Below are 24232 nucleotides of genomic sequence, written 5' to 3'. Positions count from 1 at the left end.
TTTCTTTCAGCGCCTCGGGGCTTCGCGTTCCACGAATATATAGCCAAGGAAGTTCAACAGAACCTGTGCCGCCAGGAAGCCGGTGATCCCAGAGGGATCATAGGCCGGGGCGACCTCAACCAGATCGATGCCGACGACATCGCCTTGTTTCACCAAGCCTTGGAGAATTTCCATGACTTCATAGTATAGGAAACCTCCGTGGCTGGGAGTTCCTGTGCCGGGTGCGATGGATGGATCGAAGCCGTCGATGTCGATCGTCACATAATAGCGGACTCCGGCGGGAATGGTCGCTAGCACGCCCTCGGCGCCGAGCCTGCGCGCCTGACGGACGGAAAGGATGGTTGAGCCGCGTTTCCGCGCGTCCTCATAGCCCTCCCGCGCCGTGGAGGAGACGTTGCGGATGCCGATCTGGCTGAGGCCGCTGACATATGGCTGCTCCGATGCGCGACGCATGGGATTGCCGTGCCCTTCGCGCACCCCATGGCGCACGTCGACAAAATCGAGATGGGCGTCGATCTGCACGATGTGGATCGGACCATGATCGCTGAATGCCCTGATGCATGGAATGTTGATGGCGTGGTCTCCGCCCAGCACGACCGGCAGGGCGCCTCTTTCGAGTATCTTGCGGACTGCCTTTTCCGCATTCGCGTGACTGGCTGCGGTATCGGTGTGCACCATGTCAGCATCGCCGACGTCGACTATTCGGACCTTGTCGAGCGCCAGGTAGATCTTGTCGTCCTCATGATCGTAAGCGCCGCCATGACCGAAGGAAAAAAGCGTCGAGGCCTCGCGGATCGCTCGCGGCCCAAAACGCGCGCCGGAGCGGTATTGGGTGCCCATGTCGAATGCGACGCCCAGGATCGCGACATCTGCGTCGATCTCGTCCCAATCGAGGCAGACGGGTCGCTTGCCAAACGTGCTTAGCCCTACGAAGGGAAGGTCGAGCCGTCCGCTATTATAACCGTGGTCAGACATTATAACTCTCCGGACCTATATGGAGCCGTGACGATAAGGATGGGAGCGCGACAAGCTAGCCATCTGCCGATGCGTGGCTAGCACGCGCCAGCTACTTCTTTCCATCACGAGTATTGGGCGTTCATATCGCTTAATTCGAAGATTGAGCGATAGAAGGTGCCGTGTGTCAGGGCCGACAACGCGCCCATTCCGATGGAGCGCGTGCTCAAGGGCAGGATCGAGCCGGGGGTAAGGTCTTTTGATCTCAATGTGCGCTGACCGAGCTTGCAGAAGGCTACCGCGCCATGGATGAACGCCGCGCGATGAAGGTCACGCAAGTGTAGGTGCGACTTAGGTTATAATACGGGTATGACCATCCTCACATTCTTGGTCTTCCTGATTAAGAATACGCAGAACCGCGACCGTGCCGCCATACAGGGCAAGCTCGATGAGCTTATCCGCTCCGTGGTCGCCAAGAACGCGTTCATCGACATCGAGCACCTTACCCAAGCCGAGGTTGAGAGTTCCGCGCGCTTTGCGCGCGGGCGAAGGAGGACAAACAAACAGCGCCGAAAAAAAGCGTCATCGGGCAGCGGCTAAGACGTCGGCTTCTCGATTAAGTCAGGCCGCATTCAGAATAAAAAATGCCCCGCGAACCGGGCAGAGGTCAGAGGGGAACACGGCTCCGCCAGCAAGGAACCTTCGATGCCGAATCGTCCTTGCCCTCGGTCCCGTCGTTCATATTGAAAACAAACCATGGAGGCCTGGTGGCACGAGAGCCTACGCCGCGTTGGTTGAGCAAGCCACTAGTCAGATAGCAAACCGGTCGACTGCATTGTGGCGGATCGCAAGCTGCTAGGTCAAGCAGGCGACCGCAACAGCCGCTTTCTATTGGCCCTGATCTTGCCGCCATAGTAACTTGCAAGCTTGTCTGCTGGCGCACCCATGGCGAGCATCATAGTTGCGCGGCCGGCAGCCTCGATTTTTTCACTGATCATCAACTTAGTTTCGCGCTCAGCCGCTTTGCCGCCACTAGCAATTCGCATACCGCGGAGCCACATCACTTGCTGCGCCTCCAGTATCGAAAGAGAGAGATCGACCCATGGGTTGAACATTGAGCGCTCCTGATTGACATGAGAGAACGGCAATGTCCCCCGTAGGTTCCGCCGAATTGGTAGGTCGAAAACTTCTTTCTGGGAGCGAGTTGGAAGAAGAAGCCGAACGTTCTGCAGCTGTCGCCTCGGCCGACCCCTTTCTTATTGGATACAAAAAGCCGCTGTCCCCATTTCGGCCCGGATCGGCCGTTCGAAAATCCTCCTCATGATTGCGCCGGGGAGGGTGAAGCTCCGCACCGCGCGCGACTTCATAATTGTCACGCCAAAATCCCAGCTTGCCGATCCTTCAAGGCCGCGGCACAATCCCCGGCATCGATGCCGTGCAATTGGCGGCCATGGAAACCGAATTGGCCGATGCCAGCAGCAGGTCTCAGCGGGTGGCGAAACGGAGCGGCACTTGGAATCTTGAGCCTCCAACTCCTGGAGAGCACCCAAAGTCGCAACGCACCTTGCATCTTGCAGAATCTCAACCGATCCTGGATTTTTCAACGCACATCGACCCGTCGATGCGTCGCCGAAATCGTCCCAGAGTGAAGCCAAACAGGGTGCTTAGGTGCCTCGCTCCTGCCGCCGGAGAAGAAAAGGCCCCGTCGAGAGTTCGGCGGGGCCGCATTTCTCAAAGCGGTGTGGTTCGGCGAACGCGATCGCGTTCCGCCTCGATGTCGTCAAAAGGCTCTGCGCTGGCGTCGAATCCAGTCCATCCGGCAGCCTCGTAACTACTACGCCGCTCATCGAGATTGACCGAACGCCCGCCGCGCAGAATGCGCTCAGCCTCGCCCGCCAGCCGATCGTCGACTTTGGCAGTCACCAGACTGCCGCCGCGGCGAACGCTCTCGGCATAAACATGTGCATCCCGTTCCGAGACGCCGGATTCTGTAAGTGCCCCGATGATCCCGCCAGCTGCTCCGCCGACCACGGCGCCACCCACCGCGCCGGCCGCTGTCGCAGCGAGCCACCCGGCCGCCACCACGGGTCCGACGCCAGGTATGGCCATCATCCCGAGCCCGGTAAGGAGCCCGCCCGCGCCGCCGACGACCGCTCCCAGGCCCGCACCTGTGGCGGCATCTTCGCCGGCTTCTGAAGTCTCGTCCTGCCGATACCAATTGTCGGAATTATTGGCCACGATGCTGATGTCGTCTCGCGGCACGCCAATCGCTTCCAATTCGCTCACGGCGTCGGAGGCGTCCTGATAGTCATCGAAAAGTCCGGTGACTGTGGTCATTGTTTCACTCCATTTCTGAGTTCGGTTATTGAGCTCCGGCAACCACGTTGCCTTGGAAATCAAGCGCTACGGTCACTTGCTTTCCGTCTTTCTCGGCAGTGCCACGCCAGATGCCTTTGTCGTCCTTCGTCAGCGCGCTGACATTGGCGAAGCCGGCATCCTGAATGCGCGATTTCGCCTGCGCTTCGGTGAAGCTGTTGGCGCCAGGTACGGGCGCCGCCGGGTTATTGGTGTCGCTCGTCGACACCGCGGGCGTCGTCGAACTCGTGCCGGAAGACTTGTCGTTGGTGCCGGATGCGATCTTTTCGATCATTTCCTGATGCATCTTGAGCGTCGGCAATGTCTCCTGCGCGAATGTCTTGAGCTGAGCATTATCGCCGTCCTTGGCGTAGCCTTCGAACAGCTTCACAGCGTCGACATGTGCGTCGCGCTGCATCTGCACGTAAGACTTGTCGAACGAGTCCTTGCCGGTGTTCAGGGCGTCTAGGTCGCTCTTGTGCGCGGCGTCCGTCCCGGCGGGTACCTTCAGCTTCTGCTCGCCGGCGATTGTCTCGAGCTTGGCGTTCGCCGCGCCATGATCGTTGATCATCTTCTGGGCGAAGTCTTTGACTGCGTGATCCTGAGCCTTGCCTTGTGCGATCTTGCTCGACTCGACCTCGAACATGCCGCCGGCGGCGGCCTTGTCGACGAACTCCTGAGCTTTATCGGCGGCGTAGGAGGACGCGGCAAATGTCAGGACCGCGCAGGTAGACAGCGCTGTCATTAGAAGGCGGTGTTTCATCAATAGGTTCCTTGTTGAATGGGTGTCACTCAACAAGCGCCCGACCCGTTTGTTCCGGTCCAAGGACAATTTAGCTAGCACAAGAATGCCTCTTGTTGAGGCGGCGGCGCTAAGCTCGTCTGTAAGGGCGAGATGCGTCGAGATGCGCGCCGACCCGATCGCGACGAGCCAGCGCGGGCCACTCGCATAAGGAGCGGCAAAGGTGACCCGATAGCGAAGCCGCTGCCAAGGGCGCTGTCGGCGTTGCAGGCCGCGTGCTGCGCGACAATAGGCTTGAACAAAATCGAAGACCGATCTGGCCAATCCGCAAAGCCGCGTCACGTCGCGGCGGCGCGGAGCACCGCCCGCAGGGCCGCAAAAAAGCAAGCTTGGAACATCCTGCTTCGTTCTGGGTTCGGCACGGTCGTGGGAGAAGCTAACGTTCGTGGCCGAGAGCGCCGGAAGGGATTTCAATATCAATTTTGGGCCGCAGCATCCGGCGGCGCACGGCGTCGTTCGCCTTGCGCTCGAGCTCGCTCACATAGGCCTGCTTCGCGCAAAAAGCTGAGCCAATGCGGCCTGGCCGCGGACGGCACCAACAAGCCTTACCGCTGCGTGCTGCGGGGAGCCGAGCGTCGCGCACCTGCAGGCGATGGACCTGCTCTGCTGCGGCCATCTGCTTGCGGACGTCGCGGCCCTCCTGGGCATTGTGCCCGGGTGACGTGGACAGAAAAACGCCAAGAGGGGTAAAGAAAAGTTTGATGCGTGACCACTTTCTCCCAATCCATTTCGACAGCTTCTTCATGGCGGGATTCGAATGTTCTTCGCATCGTCGCAAAGATGGCCGGCGTCTGGACCTTGTCCGCGCAACCAGCCACGACATTCATGCTGAGGACGACTACCGTAGATGCTCAGACTTGGGATTGAGAACCATTCGTGATGGACTGCGGTGGCATCTGACCGAAACGGCGCCGGGTGTCTACGATTGGTCGAATTGGAAATCCATGCTGGACGCCGCGAGTGCCGCCGGCGTTCAGGTCATCTGGGATGTTTTTCACTATGGGTCTCCTGACCACCTCGACCAGGGCAGCGAACAGATGATCCAGAGCTATGCGTCTTTCGCAGCCGAAGCGGTCCGACTACACCGGGCAGTGACCGGGAAAGCTGCGGTAGTCTGTCCCATCAACGAAATATCGTTCTTCGCATGGGCAGTCGAAGTCGGCTATTTTCCGCCAGCCGGACCTAAAAAGAGTGGCTGGTTCAAGCGCCACCTAATCAAGGCAGCTGTACAGGGTATCCGTGCAATGCGTAAGGCTGACCCCGAGTGCGTATTCGTCTGGGCTGAACCGCTTATCCACATCGCCCCGCGCGACCGCACCCGCACGGAGGTCAGTCGTGCGGAGAAGGCCCGCCAAGGGCAATTCGAAGCGTATGACATGCTGTTGGGCCGTATCGCGCCTGAGTTAGGAGGAGCCGAGGATCTGATCGATGTGATTGGCCTTAACTTTTATCCACACAACCAATGGTATCTGCATGGGCCGACAATCCCGATGGGCCATCATGAATACCGGGCTCTATCAGAGATGCTAGTCGAGGTCGCCCGACGCTACACCAGGCCGATGTACCTTGCAGAAACCGGCGCCGAGGGTTCCGCCGGCCCCGCATGGCTTCACTACGTATGCGATGAAGTTCGGACCGCGATCAGCCAAGGAGTCCCGATCGAGGGTATCTGCCTCTATCCAATCACCGCCTATCCCGGATGGGACAATTCCCGCCACGCCGAAGTTGGCCTGTTTTCCGGTGTCCACGCGGACGGCTCGCGCCGCATCCGCCGTCCGCTAGCCGATGAACTCGCGAGGCAGCAGAAGCTATTCCATTCTTGACGCGCACGACCTTGCTGTCGCGGATAGGGAGGGGCGTCTAAGCGGGCGCCGCCATAGCCGTCTGCAAATCGGGTGTAGCCGGAAGCTCCTTTTGGATACGTGCGAAAGTGGCCAAAGCCTGTCCTACGACCTGATCCATATTGTAGTAGCGATACGTGGCTAGACGGCCAACGAACCAGACGTTCGGGCAATTTGCAGAAAGCGCCTCATATTGTTTGTAGAGGGCCTCGTTTTCCGAACGCGGCACAGGGTAGTATGGGTCACCAATATCTGTCGGGTATTCGTAGGTGAGGCTGGTCCGGACATTCTTCTGGCCCGTCAAATGCTTGTACTCGGTGATGCGCGTATAGGCTTCCGTTTGCGGGTAGTTGACCACCGCGACCGGTTGAAACTGCTCGCAGTCGAGGGTGACATGCTCGAAGCGCAATGAGCGATAGGGCAGACGGCCAAGCTTCCAGTCAAAGAACTCGTCAATCGGTCCGGTGTAGATCATCCGCCGGAAAGGAATCCGCTCTCGGACATCGCGATAATCAGTCTGCAGCATGATCTTGATGTTGGGATTGTCCAACATTCGTTCGAACATGCGCGTATAGCCGCCGGCCGGCATCTGCTGGACGCTGTCGCCGAAATAACGATCGTCGCGGTTCGTTCTGGTCGGAACGCGGGCCGTGACAGACTTGTTCAACTGGCTGGGGTCGACCCCCCACTGCTTTCTGGTGTAGCCGCGGAAGAATTTCTCATAGAGTTCTCTGCCAACGGTGCTGACAACCACATCCTCGGCGGTGTGTACTTCCTCGACGGTTTCCCGACGCGACGCGAAGAACTCTTCCAGCTCTGCCGAACTCAGCTCCAGGCCGTAGAGGCGGTTGATCGTGTCGAGGTTGATCGGGATCGGGAGAAGCTTGCCGTCCACGAAAGCGAGCACACGGTGCTCGTAAGGCCGCCAGGCGGTGAATTGCGAAAGATAGTCAACGATCGATTGCGCGTTCGTGTGGAATATATGTGGTCCATAACGATGGATGAGTATGCCCGCTTCATTGTAGCAGTCATACGCGTTGCCGCCGATGTGGCTGCGACGGTCGATGAGGAGAACGCTTTCGCCTCTTTGCGAGGCGATCCTTTCCGCGAGAACACTGCCGGCAAAGCCGGCTCCGACGATCAGCCAGTCGAACATGTCATGCGCTCCTGCGGAAGGGCACGAGCTTCTTGCTTGCACTGGCTTGCTTGATGTGGACGGTCATGGCTTCCCATGTTCGCTGCCAGGACATGTTGGCGAGATAGGCATCGACCGCCGGCAGCCGCGTGTCGCGCGGCTGCGCCAGCAGTGACCGCAGCTTGGGCTCGATATCGTCGGCATCCGCAATATCCACGAGTCCTGCGGCGCCGTAGCTCCGCACGACATCGACGATTGCAGTCGAGATCACGGGCAGACCCGCGGCGAGGAACTCGGGAGTTTTCGTCGGACTGATGAAACGCGTGGCTTCATTGAGCGCGAAGGGCATCCAGCCCACGTCCCAATGCCGGAGGTAATCGGGCAGGTCCACATAGGCTTTGTTGCCGAGCCAATGCAGGTTTTCGGCTCTCGGCAGGAGGTCAGGATCGATTTTCACGACCGGACCAAGCATTACGAAGTGCACGTCTGGCATCGTCCTTGAAGCCTGCGCCACGAGATCGATATCGAGGCGCTCGTCGATGACGCCGAAGAAGCCTACCCGAGGATGTGGGATGGCCAGTTGATCCGCTGGCTCCTCGCCGGGCTTCCTCGCCTTTTGAAAATGGCTGACGTCGATGCTGCTGGGGAAAGGGTAGATTGCCCGATGCTGGCAGCGCTTCGCTTCGAACAGGCTTAGGCCGCCGGTGAAGACCAGATCGGCACGCTCGAAGAGCGCCCGTTCCCTTAGCGCGAGTTGGGCCGGCGCATTCTTGAATGCCGAAAGCTCGTCCATGCAGTCATACACGCACACGTCGAAATTGATATGCGCGCTGAAGCGCAACGCCATCGGGGTGTAATACCAGGCGGTCAACTGAGCGTGCGGTGTCGACGCGATGATCCGGTCAAGATATCTGCGCTGGATCGCATCCGCCCTCGCGGGGCTGGTGCCGATCGGTAACAGGGGGGTCGCGATCCGGATGCCCGGCGCCGCTTCGCAAAACCGAATGGATGAGTGAGAGCATTCTTCGAAGATAGGTTCCTCGAAGTAGACGATCTGGTGTTCTCCCGAGGCAAGGGTGAGAATGTGCTGTGGGCGCTGATGGACGAAATTCCAGCGCAAATGGGAAAAACATATCAGTAAATCCTGTTCGTTTCTGGTTTTTGTGAGGGCCGGTAGTCTTATCGCTGCGTCCATATAAAGAGTTCCCTTGATGACATCGCCGTTTAGACTGCGTATAACATTTGTTAATCGCGTTTTGCAGGAAGCTGTTCCTGCGACATGTCTAACACCCCGCTGAATAACTTGTTCCAGCTCCAGCGAGCGATATCTAGACAGGCGTGGGCTGCGCCTAAGAGAGCGGCCATGGCTGCGGGCAGCTTTCTGGGGGCGGCCGCGCGGACGCCGCATTTTGGTTGAATGAGCAGCTAAAATAGCTGACGCTTGAACTGTTTCGTCGGGCTGAAGCGTGAGAGCTCTCACGGCCGACAATCGCTGGGACAGACGATGAAGATCGATTTTCAGACGAATGTGTTCCCGTTGTTTCACCCGCAGGTGGTAGACGATCTCAAGGATCCATGCCCGGTTCACGACGGCCGGCTCTGGCATGTGTTCGGGTCGAGCGGCACGGTAACGAGCGAGGCCTGGAAGATCCTTCACGCAACCGCGCCTGAACTGCATGGACCGTGGACGGAGCACGCGCCCATCGGACTTCCGGTCAAGGGTTCGGGCGTTGCGGCCCCGGGTGTCGTGCACGAAGACGGTGTCTTCCACATGTTCATCCAAACCGAGTTCATGAAATCCGGCGGCCGTTGCGAACACGCAGTGTCCAACGACGGTTTCAACTGGGTGGTGCTCAACCCGGCAATCCTGTCCCTGCCGGGGACGGATGAAGACGGCATCTATGATCCGCATCCGGCTCTCATCGGCGGTAAGCGCTACATCGTTTATTCCGGCATGCCGAGATTCACCCGCGTCCCGCAGCCGGATATCTATTTGGCTCGAAGCCAGTCCGATTCATGGTTCGGGCCTTGGAAGCGGTTGGGCAAAATCCTGGATCACAACGAAATCCCCCACCACAACACGCGGGAAGATCCCGACTACGAATGGGGAATTGAAGGCGCTCAACTGGTGGAGCTTCCGGATGGTCGTGTGCTCCTCAACGCCACTTGCTTCCTTCCGCACGGACCGCGGGGTAGCCGTCAGCGGGTATTTTTCGCCATTGCGGGCGCCGTTACCGGGCCTTACGTCTCGCTTGGTCCAGTGCTCGATCCGGGCGGGCCTGGGGAAAACGGCCACTCGACGGTGATGATCGACGGCGAGCGGCTGACCCTTTTTTACCAAAGTCGGGTTGCCGCGACGGACCATCGCTGGCGCTATGGTTTGGCGAGCTTCGATGTGTCTCTCCTGTCGGAAGTTGCCTGACCGCCTTTCCACCAGCTTGCGGACCTATTGCGAGAGTTTCGTTCCGCTTGGCCTCCCACGGCTCGCGGTAACATTGCCGTCGGGAACAATGTCTCTTCGGCATAGTTCGGTCGCGTTCGTGCGGAGAGCGGCCAGCCATGTGTCTACAGCAAACAACCGGGATGCGGCCCACGCCCCGACGGCGGACCGGGCCCGTTTTCATTCCTTGCGCAACCCTGTCGCCAGGCGGGCTGGACCCACAAGCTGATGCGAGGACGTCGTGCGCCGCCGTATGAATATTTTCGATTTCGAACGTAACAGCGCCCAAAGTGATGTGCGCCATCCAAATCGCATTTCGCCAAGCGATGCAGATCAGCTCGGCTATTTCGCTGCGGTAAATGGGCTCACAGAGCAACAGGCACAAGAACTGATCCAAACCCACGGAGGCAATCTTGCCGTGCTCGTCAAGGAAGCTCGGAAGCTGCGAGAACCTAAATGACCAGGCCCGCTGGAATTTACCACGGCTCGCCGGCCCCGTCGGCAGAGGCCCGTCCGAACTTCCCCGTGATCATACGACGAACTATGAAACCTTGAAGTTGCCTTTGAGATACTTGGCGTCGAATATGTGAAAGTTGCAACGCCGGCTGCCGACCAGCAGCCGGCGTTCGAAACCGAATGCATCGCAACGCGAAGGCTGGCCTTTTCGACATCAGGATAAGACGATATCGGTATGAACGCACTGACGGGCATCGGGCGATTGCTTAACAAATCTGCGCTCCTTGGACGACGAGGCCGCATGATGACGCATGGCCTCGTCCGTCACCAAAAAAAGTGCCGAACAGGGATGATATCGACAAAAGGTAGCTGTCCGGCGTTTTGACGCCAAGATCAGCTGTAGGGCGACCAGCACTGCCGGCGCGATCCGCCATAGGGCTGGTAGGTGTTGTCCCAGGCGCGGTAGGAGCCGTAGTGGGCGTAGCACCACCTGACATGGGCGGCGGCTAGACGTGCGTCTGGTCGGGGTGCAGGCGGAAACGGATTTGCAATGCTCGCGCCGGCCGCCATGCCCGCCGCGAAGGCGCCAACCGGAAACCAGTAACCGTTATAATAGCGATAGCCCGGCCGGAAGCGGACATATTCTCTGTATCCGTTGAAATAGTAGAAACCGCCGGCGGCATAAAAGCCCCTGCGAAAATAGACTTCCGTCGTGCCACTCGCCTGAACGGTGGCCTCCGGCAAAGGCTGAAGCGGCATCGCGCCGGCCTGCTTAACGGTGGCCGAAATGGCAAGCAGCGCTGCGCCGATCGCTGTCGAAACTTTTATAATGATCCTGATCCTTTCAAGAAATGAGGTGGCGTCTATTGCCGGCGCAGCGAACGCAGTTCGCCCAGCGACAGAGCCCGGTCGCCTTGTGGAATTTTGCGACGGAAGCTCGTGTCGGTACCGGAGCATTGCCGCCACAACTTGCAGCGTTGCGGTGCTCCGGGCTTGGGGAAAATTGCTATAATGCCGCCATGAATGAGATCGTTTGCGAACGCGACGACGAGCGGATCCGAAGGGGTCTTCCTATGCTGGTCACGGGGATTGCTGTGGAACCCAGCGGTCACGTCGATGTCAACCAGCATGCCTTCGTGTGCCAACACAGACACGGATATGAGAGTATTCGCCGGCTTGCTGTCGCCCCTAGAGGCTGCTGTACGATATTCCCAGGCGAAATGCCTTGGACACAGGGGGACGGATGACGAAGCATCGAATCTATTCAGTCAGCGTCGCGAGCGTCTATTCCCACTATGTCGCGAAAGCTGAGAAAAAGGGGCGCACGAAAGCGGAGGTGGATGAAATCACCCGTTGGCTGACGGGGTACAGCCAGGAGATGCTCGAGGATCAATTGGCGAAGAACGCATCTTTTGAGACTTTCTTTGTGCAGGCGCCTCGGATGAATCCATCGCGGTCGCTCATTACGGGAGTAATTTGCGGTATCCGCGTGGAAGACATCCAAGAACCCCTCATGCAGGAAATTCGTTACCTCGACAAACTGATCGACGAGCTCGCCAAGGGGCGGACGATGGAGAAGATCTTGCGAAATTAGCCAGGTTGGTTGGCTCGATATCGGTTCTCTTGGACCGGATGATTTTAACGGCCTTGCGGTGTCAGGTCGGTTCCAGCCGCCGCCGTTTGCGCCCTATAGCTGTTCGATCACGGCCAGTGCACCGCTACTCGAAGGCGGATATTGGCGGGTTGGAGCTGGTAGCCACGGCGCACCACAAAACAAACTTCAGCCGATCATGGAGGACTTGTGCCTTCGAGCATTCGGCCAGATGTGAGGTTTTGGCAGGTTGTCCATTCGGGCCCGAGCGACGAGACTGGAGTTACCACGCTTCAGATTCGTTGGAGGACCCGAATGAATCGAAGGGAGCGGCGACGGCGAAAATCGTGAACCTATGGGTCGAGCGCTACAAGGCTGAAGGCCGTGCCGGCATGGCCGCCGCTCGTCGCGGCCCAGGCGCAGTCCGAATGCGACCGAACGGGCTGTGGCCGATCGGATCGTTGGGCTGCGGCGCCAGCGCCTCACGGCAAAGCACATTGCAAGTGCGGTCGCTGTCTCGCCGCGAAGGTGAGCCTGGTGCTGGCGCGGGCCGGACTGTCGCGGCTGAAGGACGTTGAGCCAGCAGCGCCGGTGCGCCGCTACGAGCATGACGAGCCGGGCGACATGATCCACATCGGACGATGACGGTCACTGCATCGGCGGAGACGCCTGCCTCCTGCAGCATTCGGACCGGGGAGACCCAATAAGGAATGCCGAATTTTTGTGAAAAACTGTCGTCATGCTGGATGAAGCCCGTATCGACCAGCACGTTTCTGTCGCTGTGCAAGGTTGCACGATGCCAACCGTTCTACGTCGCCGTCGAATAGTGCTCCCGCGCATGCAAACGCTGAAATGTGCCCTCGATGCACGCTGCCAATCCAAAGAGATCGGAGGCTGACCATCCGAGCTCCAGCACAGTTTATGTTCCGCTCGCCCCAACCGTATGACTAGCCAGGTTATTCCAGCGGTAATTTCTGGAGGGTGGCGGTTATCGAGACGTGCGGTGTCTCCTCTTGACTCCTCACATGTATTGCTAAATAAATCATATTTAATGTCGATATAAAACGACAAGCTGAGGGGCTGGAATGAGGATCACGTCGATCAGCGCGCGCGTGTGCAACGCAGAGATGCGCAATTGGGTGTTTGTCCGGGTCGAGACCGACGAACCCGGTCTCTTCGGCTGGGGCGAGGCGACACTGGAATGGAAAACGCGCGCCGTCGTGGGCGCCCTGGAGGATCTCGAGGCTCTGCTGCTGGGGCAGGACCCTCGCAACATCGAACAGTGCCACCAGATCATGACGCGCCACGGCTTCTGGCGTCTCGGCGTCGAGGGCATGTCGGCCGTCAGCGGCATCGAGATTGCTCTGTGGGACATTCTGGGAAAATCGCTCGGCGTCCCGGTCTGGCGCCTGCTCGGCGGCCAGGTGCGCACGCATCTGCGCACCTATACCCATCTCGGTCTCGGCGACATGAAGGCCGTCTACGAAAGCAATTCGGCGGACAGCATCGTCGAGCGGGGCCGGATCGTCACGCAGGCGGGCTATGACGCGGTCAAGATCGTCTGCATCCCCTATACGCACTATGTGTCGCCGGCGCGCGACGTCGATGCCGTCGCGGAGATGGTCGGCGCGCTGCGCGAAGCCGTAGGCCCCGCGGTCGACATCATGATCGATTTCCACGGCCGGCCGGCCTCCGTCAATGCAGCGATGGACTATCTGAAAGTCATAGAGCCCGCCCGTATCATGTTCGCGGAAGAGCCGCTGCCGCCGGAAGACATGGCTGGCCTCGCCCATATCACGGCCCGCTCGCCGGTACCGATCGCGTCCGGCGAGCGTCTCATCGGCCGTCGCGAGTTTTCGCACGCCATCGCTGGCCGCGCCTTCCACATCGCGCAGCCCGACATCTGCCACACCGGCGGCCTGCTCGAGACCAAGAAGATTGCCGCCTTCGCCGAAACCGCCGGCATCGGACTGGCGCCGCACAATCCACTCGGACCGCTGGCCGGGGTCGCCGCGCTGCACTTCGGCATTTCGACGCCCAACGTCATAATCCAGGAGGAAATGTCGGGCGCCGTTCCATGGTACGACGATGTGGTGAGCTGGCCGATCAGGCGCCAGCCGGGACGTTGGGACGCCCCCGAATTGCCCGGCCTCGGTGTTACCGTCAACGAAGACGTGATCGCCCGCCACCCGTTCAAGCAGGAGGTGCTGCATGCCCGCAATGCGGTCATGCCGGACGGCACCATCGTGGATTGGTGATCGCCATGACGGGTCGTCTGCAGGGCAGGATCGCGATCGTCACCGGGGCCGGCCAAGGCATTGGCGCCGCCACCGCCACCGCGTTTGCGGCGCAGGGAGCCCGCGTCGTCATTGCCGAGAAGAACACGATGACCGGCGCCGCGGTCGCGCGGGCAATCGCGCAGGCCGGCGGCGAGGCGGTGTTCTGCGAAACCGATGTGACCGACAAACAGTCCGTCACCGACCTGGTGGTGCGCACGCTTGGCTGCTTTGGGAGCGTCGATATCCTGGTCAACAATGCCGGGGCCAACGTCTTCCATGAGCCGTTGGAGATGCCCGACAGCGAGTGGGAGCGCTGTCTCAAGCTCGATCTCGAGGCAGCCTGGATCTGCGCCAGGGCGGTGCTGCCCTCAATGCTGGAGCGAGAATATGGTTCGATCGTCAACATCGCCAGCTGCCACGCCTTCCGCATCATTCCACACACTTTCCCCTATCCCGTCGCCAAGCACGCGCTGCTGGGGCTGACGAGAGCGCTCGGCATCGAATACGCGGCGCGCGGCATCCGCGTGAACGCCATCGCGCCGGGCTACATCGAGACGCCGATAGCGGAGGCCTACTGGAAGACATTTGCCGATCCGGCAGCGGAAAAGAGGCGCGCCTACGACCTGCATCCGCCCAAAAGGATCGGCCGACCGGAGGAGGTCGCGATGACGGCGGTTTTTCTGGCTTCGGACGAAGCGCCGTTCATCAATGCCGAGACGATCACCATCGATGGCGGACGCTCGGTTCTCTACCACGACTGACGTTCAACCAGGACTGCACAAGGGAGGAAGACATGAATTCGAGACTGACAGCAATCGCGGCCTGCGCCGCACTCGCCACCGGACTTGCCTTGACCGGTGCCACACGTGCCGACGATATCAAGATCGGCTACATCAACAAGATGGGCGAACACCCATGGTTCGTCGCTGAAGTCGGCGGCGCCAAGAAGGCTGCCGAAGCTGCCGGCGCCGCCTTCGTTTCGCAGGACGTCCAGTTCGATGCCAATCTGGCAGTCACCACGTTCGACACCATGGTTGGAGATGGCGTCAAGGGCATCGCCATCGTCGTTCCCGACAAGGCCCTCGGCCCGGTGATCGCCCAGAAGGCGAAGACCGCCGGTATTCCGCTCGTCGCCGTGGACGACGACATCTACTATCAGGACGGGTCGCAGGTTCCATATGTCGGCATGAACGCCCACAACATCGGTGCGCGCGTCGGTGAAGAACTGGCGAAGCTCTACAAAGCCGATGGATGGGCCGGCAAGGAAGTGCGCATCGCGTCCATAGAGGACCGCAAGGCGGACACCTGCATGCAGCGCAACAAGGGCGCCGAGGAGGCCTTCCTCAAGGCGGTCCCTGATTTCAAGCCGAACAACATCATCCGCGTTGCCTATGACAACACCATGGTCAACGCCATCGACGTGATGACCACCACGCTGACGGCCAATCCGAACGTGACCAACTGGATCTTCTACTCCTGCAATGACGATGGCGTTCTAGGCGCCGCGCGTGCCCTGCAAAACGCCGGCTACAAGGCCGATCAGGGCATGGGCATCGGCATTGACGGCAGCCGGGCCTGCGATGCGTTCGGCTCGGCCGAGCCCTCGGCGTTCAGGGGCACGATGTGGCTGAACTCGGCCAATCATGGCGCGCTGGCCGTCAAGCTGCTGCTGGCCGCGATCAAGGACAAGACACCGCTTCCGGTGCAATCCTTCACCGACCCCGAATACATCACGCCTGCCAACTTCGCGTCCGACTACAAGGCCAAACTCTGCCACTGACCAGTCCGATGCGACGGGTCCCCCGTGGGTCCCGTCGCTTGCCCCAGCAACGATCGGGAGCCCGATGTGACGGAAAACGGTTTCTTCGCGCTCGAGCATGTCTCGAAGCGTTTCGGCGTCGTCCAGGCGCTCGACGACGTGTCGCTTAAATTCCGGCCTGGCGAACTTTTGGCGCTGGTGGGCGAAAATGGCGCCGGCAAATCGACGATGATGCGTATCCTGGAAGGGGTCTTCAAACCGGATAGCGGCTCGGTCCGGTTCGCCGACGCACCTGTGGTCTTTTCCGAACCGAGAGACAGCCACAACGCCGGCATCCGGGTCATCCACCAGGAGCCGGAGATCGTTCCGAGCCTGACCATCGCGGAAAACATCTTCATCGGCGAAATGCCCAGAACAGCCGGCGTGTTCCTCGACTGGAAGACACTGGAGGCGCAAACCGCTCGCGTGCTTGCTGCCTTCGGCACGCAAGGCGACATGCGGCCGCGCCAGCCTTGCGAGACGCTCGGCCCCGCGCAACGGCAGATGATCGAAATCATGCGTGCGGTGCGCGCCGGCGGCCGCCTCATCGCCTTCGACGAACCGACATCGTCGCTTACCAATGACGAAGCGCGGCGGCTTTTCGCGGTCATCCGCAGGTTGCGCGCCGAGGGAACGTCGATCGTCTACATCTCCCACAGGCTGAACGAAATCATCGAGCTCGCCGACCGTATCGTCGTCCTGCGTGACGGCCGTCTCGTCGATGACTCGGCTGCGGCGGGCGCCACCGAGCAGGGCATTGCCCGGCTCATGGTGGGTCGCGACATCGCGGACCTGTTCAAACGCGAGAGCCGGCCTTCGGGCGAGAACCTGCTCGAGATCAAGGGGCTGACGACGGAGCGCATCACCGGCATCGATCTCTCGGTGCGCAAGGGCGAAGTCCTCGGTATCGCCGGCCTGATGGGCGCGGGACGCTCCGAATTGGCAAAAGCGATCGTCGGCTATGACCGCCGTCTCGGCGGCACCGTGTCGATGAACGGCATCCCCGTCCCCCCCGACAGCCCGCATGCGGCCATCGTCGCCGGTATCGGATTTGCGCCCGAGGACCGCAAGCACGAGGCCTTGCTGATGTTTCGCAGCATTCTCGACAATGCCGCCCTTTGCGTTGCGGACCGGACATCGTCCTTCGGTCTATTCAGCAGGCGCAAGGCGCTCGACGTGGTGTCGCCACTTGCCGCCAAGATGGCGATCAAGGCACCGGATCTGGACGTGCCGGTGGCAAAACTTTCAGGTGGCAACCAGCAGAAGGTGGTGTTGGCGCGATGGCTGGCGCGACAGCCCATGCTTTTGATCCTTGACGAGCCGACGCGCGGCATCGACATCGGTGCCAAGGCTGAAATCTATCGCCTGATCGAGGAACTCGCGGCGGGTGGGATCGGGCTCATCCTGATTTCATCCGAAATGCCCGAACTGATCGGTCTGGCCGACCGCGTGCTCGTCATGGCCGAAGGCCGCATCACCGCCGAACTGAACCGCCCGCATATCGATGAGACATCGATCCTCAGGCACGCCATGCCGAGGCCCGCCCTCCAGCGCGAAGGACTTGCCCCGTGAACACCGCCGATCAGCTCACGAATCCCCGCGATGCCATGGAAAGGCGCTCCATGGCCGCCTTGGCGGAACGCCTGGGTGTCCACAACATCAGCCTGCTTCTCGCGCTCGCGATCCTCATTGTGATCTTCGGCACGCTGCGTGGCGACGTGTTCTTTTCGGCGCGCAACATGCTCAATATCGGCCTCGGCATCACCATCCTTGGCGTGCTGGCGATGAGTCAGACCGTCGTCATCGTGGCCGGTGGGCTCGACATCGCGGTCGGCGCCGTCGTCGGCCTCACCACGGTATCGACCGCCATGGCCATCCAGGCGACGGGCTCGCCGGGGCTCGGCATCGTCGCCGGTCTGGTCGTCGGCGGGCTGGCCGGCCTGGTCAACGGCATCATCATCACCTACGGGCGCGTCAATGCCGTCATCGCCACGCTCGGCACGATGGCCATTTTCCGCGGCATCGCCTTCATCATGTCGGATGGCCAGTCGATCGCCATCTTCAGCGACACGTTTCGGTTCATCGGTATCGGCAAAATCCTCGGCCTGCCGCTGCTTTTGTGGATCCTGATCGCGACGGCGATCCTGTTCCAGGTCTTTCTTTCCCGGTCGATAGTCGGCCGCAACATCTATGCGCTCGGCGGCAATCCGGTCGTGGCGCGCTTTTCCGGGATCAACGTCAAGCGCTACCGCGTCGGCATCTATATCATGAGCGGCGTGGCGGCGGGGCTTGCCGGCATCCTGCTTGCCGCGCGCACGGGTTCGGGGCAGCCGGTTTCGGGGTCGCAAGGGCTGGAACTCGAGGCCATCACCGCCGCCGTTCTCGGCGGATGCGCCCTGCAGGGCGGCAAAGGGACGATTGTCGGGGCGCTGCTGGGGGTTGCGATCATCGGCATCCTGAACAACGGCATGATCCTGACTTCGGTGCCGACTTTCTATCAACTGCTTGCAAAGGGATCGCTCCTGATCCTTGCTGTGGTTGTCGCCGAGTATCACCTCAACAGGACCTAGCAATGGCAGTTAAGCCCCTTCCGAAGACCGAAGACGTGCCGGACGCGACCACTATCGGCCCGGCGTCGCTGAAGGACAGGATCGCGAGGGACATCGGCCAGCGCATCCTTTCCGGCCGCTATCCCCCTCTTTCCATCCTGCCCAGCGAAGCCGAACTTTGCGCCGCCTATGACGCAAGCCGCACCGCACTGCGCGATGCGCTTCTGACGCTCGCGGCCAAAGGACTGATCGAAGCGCGAAAGCGCGCGGGGACGCATGTCCGGCTGCCAAGCGATTGGAACAGGCTCGATGCCCAAGTGCTCGACTGGATGAGCGGGATCGAGCCCGACCTCGGCTTCGTGCGAGGGCTCATCGAAGCGCGCCTGGTGATTGAACCGGCAGCCGCCCAACTCGCGGCCAAGATGGCGAGCTCCGGTGATCTGGCGATAATCGAGGCCGCCTATGAGGCGATGTGCGACGCGCCTGAAGACGACCTGTCTGCCTGCCTCGACGCCGATGTGCGATTTCACACTGGAATCTTGCGTGCCAGCCGCAACCCGGTGTTCGCAAACCTCGGCAACATGCTGGCTGCGGCGCTCAATTTCTCCTTTCGGCTGACGACCTCGGCCACGGCCAATTTCCAGGCCACGCTCAGCGCGCATGGTGACGTCCTGGAAGCCATCCGCATGCGACGGGCCGATGACGCCTACCGGCAGATGAAGGCGCTGATTGGGATAGCATCGGTCGACCTCTTGACCATCGCCGACGGCGCGCACCGCGACCGCCCGGTCAGGCAGAACCTCCCCGTGCCAGCCGGCGATCTGCATTAATTGCATGACGCATGCCGGAAGCATCTGAATCGCTCCGGCTCCTGAGCGCCGAAATCGTCCGGATCTCGATGCGGCCGGTGATGTCTACGGCGGTTTTCGAACGCTCGACCGGTCGGAGGTCAGCTGCCAGCGGCCGTTGCTTGAGACGGTTGTCATTTGAACCCACCGACAATTTCGCACCGCTAGGGAATTGGACAGCCTACCCGAAGCGGTTGCCCCGCAAACCTGGCATCCCCGGCCGCAACGCGAAAACGCCGCCTTCATTCGGGTTTGCCAGCAAGTGATCCGCCGTCATCGTGAAGCGCGCGGAAGTGACGAAGAGTGTATCGAGGTTGACGCCCCCAAAGGCGCAACTCGTCGGCCAGGTGCAAGCCAGTTCGATAGTTCGATCCAGCCGGCCGTCGGGCGAGATGCGCACGAGGCAGCTTCCGCCGGCGACCCGACAGTTCCAGACATGGCCGTCGGCGTCCATGCAGGAGCCGTCGGGCAGTCCTCGCTCGAAACCGCCGAAGAACCGCCGCCGCTCGGCGATCCTCGAAGAGCTCTGGTTCCAAGTATAGCTGTAGAGTTCATTCTTCATCGTATCGGCGGTGATGAAACGCCCATCCTGGGTCCACGCCATCGTATTGGTGATGCCGAAGCGGTCTTCGCTTAGTTTCGTCACGTCGCCGGCCGGTCCGATCCGGAACAGCTGTCCGGCATCCTGGGTGACGGCGAGAGGCGTGTCGTCTGGCGTGATATTATTGGCCATCGTGCCGACCCAGAACGAACCGTCTGGCGCCACGACGCCCTCATTCAGCCGTATCTCGGGCCTGTCCGGCTCGATCTCGGCGATCGTTTTGAACGGCCCGCCGAATTCCCACAAGGCGACTTCCTTCCTGAGGCCGACGATGGCGCCACCGTCCCTGCGCAGTCCAATTGAGGTGACGAGGTCAGGCGTGGCCCAGCTTTCATGAGCTCCGGTCATCGGATCCAACCGATGGATCCGGCGACCGATGATGTCGACCCAGGCCAGCCTGCCACGGCGGTCGTCCCAGACCAGACTCTCGCCGACCACATCGCGCGCGTCAAAAATCAGGGCTGCATGCGTTTCTTGCACGGGGCTCCTCCAGTTCGGCGTCCAGAAATCCGCTTGCATATATCTTCTGGTCAGAATATGAGCAATTAGATTATAACCTGTCATACAGGTTGGGGAAGCGACATGCAGAATCCGACAGAGGCAGCGGCTGAGCCGAGCCCTGGCTTGGTGAACACGGCGATCCGGGCGATCACCCAGCACATCCGCTCCGAGGGGCTGGCGCCAGGCGATCCGTTGCCCAGCGAGGCGGCCATGACCCGCCAACTCAATGTCTCCCGCACGGTGGTACGCGAGGCCTTCCGTTCGCTTTCTGCTATGCGCCTGATCGACATGAGCGCCGGGCGTCGCGCCACGGTCGCCAAGCTCGATACCGGCGCGATGTCGATGGTCATCGAACACGGCATCACCACGCATCAGATCAGCGTGCATCAGGTCTATGACGTGCGGCGCACGATCGAGATGCGCACCGTGGGGCTCGCCGCCCTGCGCCGCACCGATGCGGAAGCGGCCACCATTGCCAACGCGGCCAAGCTGATGCGCGAGAGCTTCAAGAACCCCGAGATCGTCATGGAGCACGACATCGCCTTTCACGAGGCGATCGCCTCCGCATCGCACAACCCGGTCTTCTCGCTGATCGTCACTGCCTTCAGCGGCGTCACGCGCCGCACTTGGGTGATCGGCTGGCGAACCCGCTCGACCCCCGAGGACCAGCTCAAGATGATCAAGGGGCACGAGGACATAGCCGACGCGATCTTCAAGGGTGATCCGCGGCTTGCGGCCGAGCATATGGCGCGGCACTTCGACAAGAGCGTCAAGGCGCTCCTCGACGCCGGTATCGCCTGAGATGGGGATTGCCTGACATGAAGATCCGCGCCATCGAGACCATCCGCATCGAGGAACGGCCCAACCTGCTATGGGTGGAGGTCCATACGGACGAGGGCCTTACCGGGCTCGGCGAGACCTTCTTTCTGTCGCGCACCGTCGAGGAATACCTTCATGAATATGTCGCGCCGCGCGTGATCGGCCGCGATCCGCTGCAGATCGATCTATTGGCCGCCGATCTCGTCGGCTATCTCGGCTTCCGCTCCAGCGGCGCCGAGGTGCGCGGCAATTCCGCCTTCGACATCGCGCTGTGGGATATCTTCGGCAAGGCCACCGGCCAGCCGATCGCCCAATTGCTCGGCGGCTTCAGCCGCAGCTCAATCCGCACCTACAACACCTGCGCCGGCACCGAATACATCAAGGACGCCAAGGGACAGACGACGGCCAATTACGGCATCGGCTCCAGGCGGGACTATGAGGACCTCAACGGCTTCCTCACCCGCGCCGGTGAATTGGCCCAGGAGCTGCTCGAGGACGGCATCACCGCCATGAAGATCTGGCCGTTCGATCACGCGGCCGAAAAGACGCGCGGTAATGACATCTCGCCGGCCGACCTGAAGGCCGCGCTTGAGCCTTTTGCAAAGATACGCGAAGCCGTCGGCGACAAGATCGACATCATGGTCGAGTTCCACTCGATGTGGCAGCTCCTGCCGGCCATGAAGATCGCAGCCGCGCTGGAACCCTTCGCCACCTATTGGCACGAAGACCCGATCCGCATGGACAGCCTCGGCGACTTGAAGCGCTACGCAGTCGCTAGCCCCGCACCGATCTCGGCATCGGAGACGCTGGGCAGCCGCTGGGCCTTCCGCGACCTGCTGGAGACCGGAGCGGCCGGCGTCGTCATGCTCGACATCTCCTGGTGCGGCGGCCTGTCGGAGGCGCGCAAGATCGCCTCGATGGCGGAAGCCTGGCGGCTGCCGGTGGCGCCGCATGACTGCACGGGGCCGGTCGTGCTCGCCGCTTCCACGCATCTGTCGCTCAATGCGCCCAATGCGCTCGTCCAGGAAAGTGTGCGCGCCTTCTACCGCACCTGGTACCGCGACCTGGTGACGGCGCTGCCGGAAGTGACAAACGGCATGATCACCGTGCCGCCGGGGCCGGGTCTTGGTCTGGCGCTCCATCCGGAGCTTGATCGCGCCTACACCGTCCAGCGCCGCGTCAGCGACAAGGCGGATATCTGAAAGATCCAAAGGGAGGAATAGACATGAGAAAACTCACTGCAATGCTTCTGCTTAGCGCGGCTCTTCTTGGCGGGCAGGCGACCGCCCGCGCCGACGGTCTCAACATCGTCTTCACGCATCATTCGTCGGCCTCGAACACTTTCTGGCAAGCTGTGAAGAAGGGCTTTGACGATGCCTGCGCCAAGGTCGAGGCGAACTGCAACATGGTCTTCACCCAGACCGAGGGCTCGGTCGAGCAGCAGGTCGCCAACATGCGCGCCGCCCTTGCCGCCAAACCCGACGTGCTGCTGACCTCCATCGTCGACGACCATGCTTTCGACGACGTCATCAAGGAGGCGCGCGACGCCGGCGTGCTGGTGATCGCCGTCAATGTCGACGACACCGAGGGCGCTAAGGGCAATGCCCGGCAGGCCTTTGTCGGCCAGGGCTTCAAGCCGGCCGGCTATTCGCTGGCCAAGGCGATTTCAGAAAACTTCCCGAAGGACGGCCCGATCAAGATGCTGGTCGGCATTTCCGCTCCCGGCCAGAACTGGTCGGAAAGCCGGGGCGCCGGCATCATGCAGTTCCTCCAGGAATACAAGGCCGCTCATGCCGACCGCGACGTGTCGTGGGAGCGCATCGACAGCGGCACCGACCTCGCCATTACCTCCGACCGCGTCGGCGCCTATCTCAACGCCCATCCGGACACGACAGCCTATTTCGATACCGGCTTCTGGTGCGCCGGCGTGGCGCGCGTCCTGGCCGATCGCGGCGTAGCGCCAGGCAAGGTCCTGCTCGGCGGTTTCGACCTGGTGCCCGAGGTGCTGCAGCAGATGCAGAAGGGCTATGTCCAGGCGTTGGTCGACCAGCAGCCCTACATGCAGGGCTTCATGCCGGTGATGGAGGCCTATCTCAACAAGAAGATTGGTCTTGCTCCATCGGACATCGACACCGGCCAGGGCATTGTGCGGCCGAAGGAGGCCGACAGCATCATGGCGCTCTCCGCTCAAGGGCTGCGCTGAGCATCAACCACTGAACCCTTGCATCGGCGGCGGCTGGTGCCGCCGATGTGATGGACGATCTCGAACGCCGGAGCCTTTCGTTGAAGCGCCTGTTCAAGACCTATCTCGAAAAACCGGAGCTGGCCGGGCTGATCCTTTTGGTGCTGCTCATCATCCTGTTCCAGGTCCGCTCGCACGGCGTGTTCCTGAATGCCGACAATCTGCGCGGCATTCTCGGCATCCTGCCGGAGGCCGGCCTCGTCGCGATCGGCGTCACCATCCTGATGATCAGTGGTGAGTTCGACCTGTCGGTCGGCTCGGTCTTCGCGCTGATGCCGATGACGATGGCGGTGCTGATGGTGCACGGCTGGCCGTTCCCGCTTGCGCTGCTTGCCGGGTTGTTGGTCTGCGCGGCGATCGGCTTCATCAACGGCTACGTCACCATCCGCTTCGCCATACCGAGCTTCATTACCACGCTTGGCATGCTGTTCATGGCGCGTTCGCTTACCGTCGTCGTCTCGGGCGGCTTCCCGCCGCTGCTGCCCGCCGACCTGCCGAACTGGCTGTTCACCTCCTTCGTCGGGCCGGGCAACATGTTCCGCATGTCGTTCCTATGGTTCGTCGCCATCGCCGTGCTGACCTCGCTGATGCTCTCGCGCACCAATTTCGGCAACTGGATCAAGGCCACCGGCGGCTTCCTGCCCGCCGCCGCCTCGATGGGCATCCCGACCGCCAGGGTCAAGCTCGCCTGCTTCATACTGTGTTCGATGCTCGCCGGCTTCGCCGGCATGCTGCAGGTGCTGCGGCTGGGATCGCCCTTGCCGTCGATCGGCGAGGGGATGGAGCTTCAGGCGGTGGCGGCAGCCGTCATCGGCGGGGCGTCGCTCGCCGGCGGCATCGGCACCGTCATGGGCGGCCTCATCGGCACGACGCTCATCCGCGTCATCGACAATGGCCTCGTGCTCAGCCATGTCGATGCCAACTGGTTCAAGTTCGCCATCGGCTTCCTGACCATCTTCGCCGTCGTGGCCAATGCCTGGATGCGCAAGCGCGCCAAGGCCATCAAGATGGAGGGCTAAAG

Annotated in this window: 23 protein-coding genes and 4 pseudogenes; 18 read left to right on the top strand and 9 right to left on the bottom strand. The window is 61.2% G+C overall.

Going from position 1 to position 24232, the window contains the following annotated elements; translation table 11 throughout:
• Positions 1 to 6: 6 nt before the first annotated feature.
• A complete protein-coding gene (gene speB / locus LB532_RS25580; RefSeq protein ID WP_140642291.1) occupies positions 7 to 975 on the bottom strand; it encodes an agmatinase in 969 nt (322 codons plus the stop codon).
• A 339-nt stretch (positions 976 to 1314) separates the two neighbouring features.
• On the opposite strand from speB, the pseudogene LB532_RS25575 reads away from it, so the two are divergent.
• Positions 1315 to 1574 (top strand): annotated as a pseudogene (locus LB532_RS25575) (low affinity iron permease family protein); the annotation flags it as partial.
• 240 nt (positions 1575 to 1814) lie between these two features.
• Here LB532_RS25575 and LB532_RS25570 read toward each other — a convergent pair.
• The 3 genes from LB532_RS25570 to LB532_RS25560 form a co-directional block, all read right to left on the bottom strand.
• Positions 1815 to 2069 (bottom strand): hypothetical protein, encoded by a 255-nt coding sequence (locus LB532_RS25570; RefSeq protein WP_140642287.1) that lies wholly within the window; start codon positions 2067 to 2069, stop codon positions 1815 to 1817.
• Positions 2070 to 2685: 616 nt separating this feature from the next.
• Positions 2686 to 3291, bottom strand: a complete 606-nt coding sequence (locus LB532_RS25565; protein WP_140642285.1) for a general stress protein — start codon at positions 3289 to 3291, stop codon at positions 2686 to 2688.
• A 25-nt stretch (positions 3292 to 3316) separates the two neighbouring features.
• Complete coding sequence (locus tag LB532_RS25560) at positions 3317 to 4072, bottom strand: DUF4142 domain-containing protein (RefSeq protein ID WP_140642432.1); 756 nt, start codon at positions 4070 to 4072, stop codon at positions 3317 to 3319.
• Between the two features lie 558 nt (positions 4073 to 4630).
• Between LB532_RS25560 and LB532_RS25555 the strand changes: the two are divergent.
• Positions 4631 to 4772, top strand: a pseudogene (locus LB532_RS25555) (NADH-quinone oxidoreductase subunit D); the annotation flags it as partial.
• Between the two features lie 82 nt (positions 4773 to 4854).
• On the top strand, positions 4855 to 5934 hold the full coding sequence (locus LB532_RS25550; protein WP_224557427.1) for a beta-glucosidase: 1080 nt from the start codon (positions 4855 to 4857) through the stop codon (positions 5932 to 5934).
• 37 nt (positions 5935 to 5971) lie between these two features.
• Here the strand turns inward: LB532_RS25550 and glf are convergent, their stop codons facing one another.
• Positions 5972 to 7108, bottom strand: coding sequence for a UDP-galactopyranose mutase (gene glf / locus LB532_RS25545; RefSeq protein WP_140642282.1), 1137 nt, complete (start codon positions 7106 to 7108; stop codon positions 5972 to 5974).
• Between the two features lies 1 nt (position 7109).
• The gene (locus LB532_RS25540; protein WP_140642281.1) at positions 7110 to 8282 is read right to left on the bottom strand and encodes a glycosyltransferase; all 1173 of its coding nucleotides are present in this window, start codon (positions 8280 to 8282) and stop codon (positions 7110 to 7112) included.
• A 309-nt stretch (positions 8283 to 8591) separates the two neighbouring features.
• Between LB532_RS25540 and LB532_RS25535 the strand changes: the two genes are divergently transcribed.
• Complete coding sequence (locus LB532_RS25535) at positions 8592 to 9509, top strand: hypothetical protein (protein ID WP_140642279.1); 918 nt, start codon at positions 8592 to 8594, stop codon at positions 9507 to 9509.
• Between the two features lie 271 nt (positions 9510 to 9780).
• Positions 9781 to 9987: a DUF3606 domain-containing protein gene (locus LB532_RS25530; protein ID WP_140642277.1), complete on the top strand. Its 207-nt coding sequence runs from the start codon at positions 9781 to 9783 to the stop codon at positions 9985 to 9987.
• 389 nt (positions 9988 to 10376) lie between these two features.
• Here LB532_RS25530 and LB532_RS25525 read toward each other — a convergent pair whose 3' ends face one another.
• Together LB532_RS25525 and LB532_RS25520 are read right to left on the bottom strand one after the other, a co-directional pair.
• On the bottom strand, positions 10377 to 10742 hold the full coding sequence (locus LB532_RS25525) for a BA14K family protein (protein ID WP_140642275.1): 366 nt from the start codon (positions 10740 to 10742) through the stop codon (positions 10377 to 10379).
• Between the two features lie 104 nt (positions 10743 to 10846).
• A complete protein-coding gene (locus tag LB532_RS25520; protein ID WP_140642273.1) occupies positions 10847 to 11113 on the bottom strand; it encodes a hypothetical protein in 267 nt (88 codons plus the stop codon).
• 113 nt (positions 11114 to 11226) lie between these two features.
• On the opposite strand from LB532_RS25520, the gene LB532_RS25515 reads away from it, so the two are divergent.
• From LB532_RS25515 to LB532_RS25480, 9 genes and pseudogenes are all read left to right on the top strand, one after another.
• A complete protein-coding gene (locus tag LB532_RS25515) occupies positions 11227 to 11577 on the top strand; it encodes a DUF2200 domain-containing protein (protein ID WP_140642271.1) in 351 nt (116 codons plus the stop codon).
• 332 nt (positions 11578 to 11909) lie between these two features.
• Positions 11910 to 12210: pseudogene (locus tag LB532_RS25510) on the top strand (leucine zipper domain-containing protein); the annotation flags it as partial.
• 449 nt (positions 12211 to 12659) lie between these two features.
• Positions 12660 to 13832, top strand: coding sequence for an enolase C-terminal domain-like protein (locus LB532_RS25505; protein ID WP_140552585.1), 1173 nt, complete (start codon positions 12660 to 12662; stop codon positions 13830 to 13832).
• Positions 13833 to 13837: 5 nt separating this feature from the next.
• The gene (locus LB532_RS25500; RefSeq protein ID WP_140642269.1) at positions 13838 to 14614 is read left to right on the top strand and encodes an SDR family oxidoreductase; all 777 of its coding nucleotides are present in this window, start codon (positions 13838 to 13840) and stop codon (positions 14612 to 14614) included.
• Positions 14615 to 14646: 32 nt separating this feature from the next.
• Positions 14647 to 15633: a substrate-binding domain-containing protein gene (locus LB532_RS25495; protein WP_224557399.1), complete on the top strand. Its 987-nt coding sequence runs from the start codon at positions 14647 to 14649 to the stop codon at positions 15631 to 15633.
• Between the two features lie 141 nt (positions 15634 to 15774).
• Positions 15775 to 16209: pseudogene (locus LB532_RS30400) on the top strand (ATP-binding cassette domain-containing protein); the annotation flags it as partial.
• 210 nt (positions 16210 to 16419) lie between these two features.
• Entirely contained in the window at positions 16420 to 17223 is an 804-nt protein-coding gene (locus tag LB532_RS30395) for an ATP-binding cassette domain-containing protein (protein WP_263492301.1), read from the top strand.
• 50 nt (positions 17224 to 17273) lie between these two features.
• A complete protein-coding gene (locus LB532_RS25485; protein ID WP_224557396.1) occupies positions 17274 to 18221 on the top strand; it encodes an ABC transporter permease in 948 nt (315 codons plus the stop codon).
• Between the two features lie 2 nt (positions 18222 to 18223).
• Positions 18224 to 19030, top strand: coding sequence for a FadR/GntR family transcriptional regulator (locus tag LB532_RS25480; protein ID WP_140642265.1), 807 nt, complete (start codon positions 18224 to 18226; stop codon positions 19028 to 19030).
• Between the two features lie 199 nt (positions 19031 to 19229).
• On the opposite strand, the gene LB532_RS25475 is transcribed toward LB532_RS25480, so the two are convergent.
• The gene (locus tag LB532_RS25475; RefSeq protein WP_140642263.1) at positions 19230 to 20168 is read right to left on the bottom strand and encodes an SMP-30/gluconolactonase/LRE family protein; all 939 of its coding nucleotides are present in this window, start codon (positions 20166 to 20168) and stop codon (positions 19230 to 19232) included.
• A 63-nt stretch (positions 20169 to 20231) separates the two neighbouring features.
• Here LB532_RS25475 and LB532_RS25470 point away from each other — a divergent pair, with 63 nt between their 5' ends.
• The 4 genes from LB532_RS25470 (at position 20232) to LB532_RS25455 (ending at position 24230) form a co-directional block, all read left to right on the top strand.
• On the top strand, positions 20232 to 20951 hold the full coding sequence (locus tag LB532_RS25470) for a FadR/GntR family transcriptional regulator (RefSeq protein ID WP_140642260.1): 720 nt from the start codon (positions 20232 to 20234) through the stop codon (positions 20949 to 20951).
• A 17-nt stretch (positions 20952 to 20968) separates the two neighbouring features.
• Positions 20969 to 22171 carry a mandelate racemase/muconate lactonizing enzyme family protein gene (locus LB532_RS25465; protein ID WP_140642259.1) on the top strand — a complete coding sequence of 401 codons (1203 nt, stop codon included), beginning with the start codon at positions 20969 to 20971 and terminating at the stop codon, positions 22169 to 22171.
• Between the two features lie 23 nt (positions 22172 to 22194).
• Positions 22195 to 23172: a sugar ABC transporter substrate-binding protein gene (locus LB532_RS25460; protein WP_140642257.1), complete on the top strand. Its 978-nt coding sequence runs from the start codon at positions 22195 to 22197 to the stop codon at positions 23170 to 23172.
• 80 nt (positions 23173 to 23252) lie between these two features.
• Entirely contained in the window at positions 23253 to 24230 is a 978-nt protein-coding gene (locus LB532_RS25455; RefSeq protein WP_140552577.1) for an ABC transporter permease, read from the top strand.
• Positions 24231 to 24232: the final 2 nt, after the last annotated feature.

Source organism: Mesorhizobium sp. ESP-6-2, from assembly GCF_020164675.1.
GTDB lineage: Bacteria > Pseudomonadota > Alphaproteobacteria > Rhizobiales > Rhizobiaceae > Mesorhizobium.
Note: the sequence above shows the minus strand (reverse complement) of the source record. Positions and strands in the feature narration are given on the sequence as shown.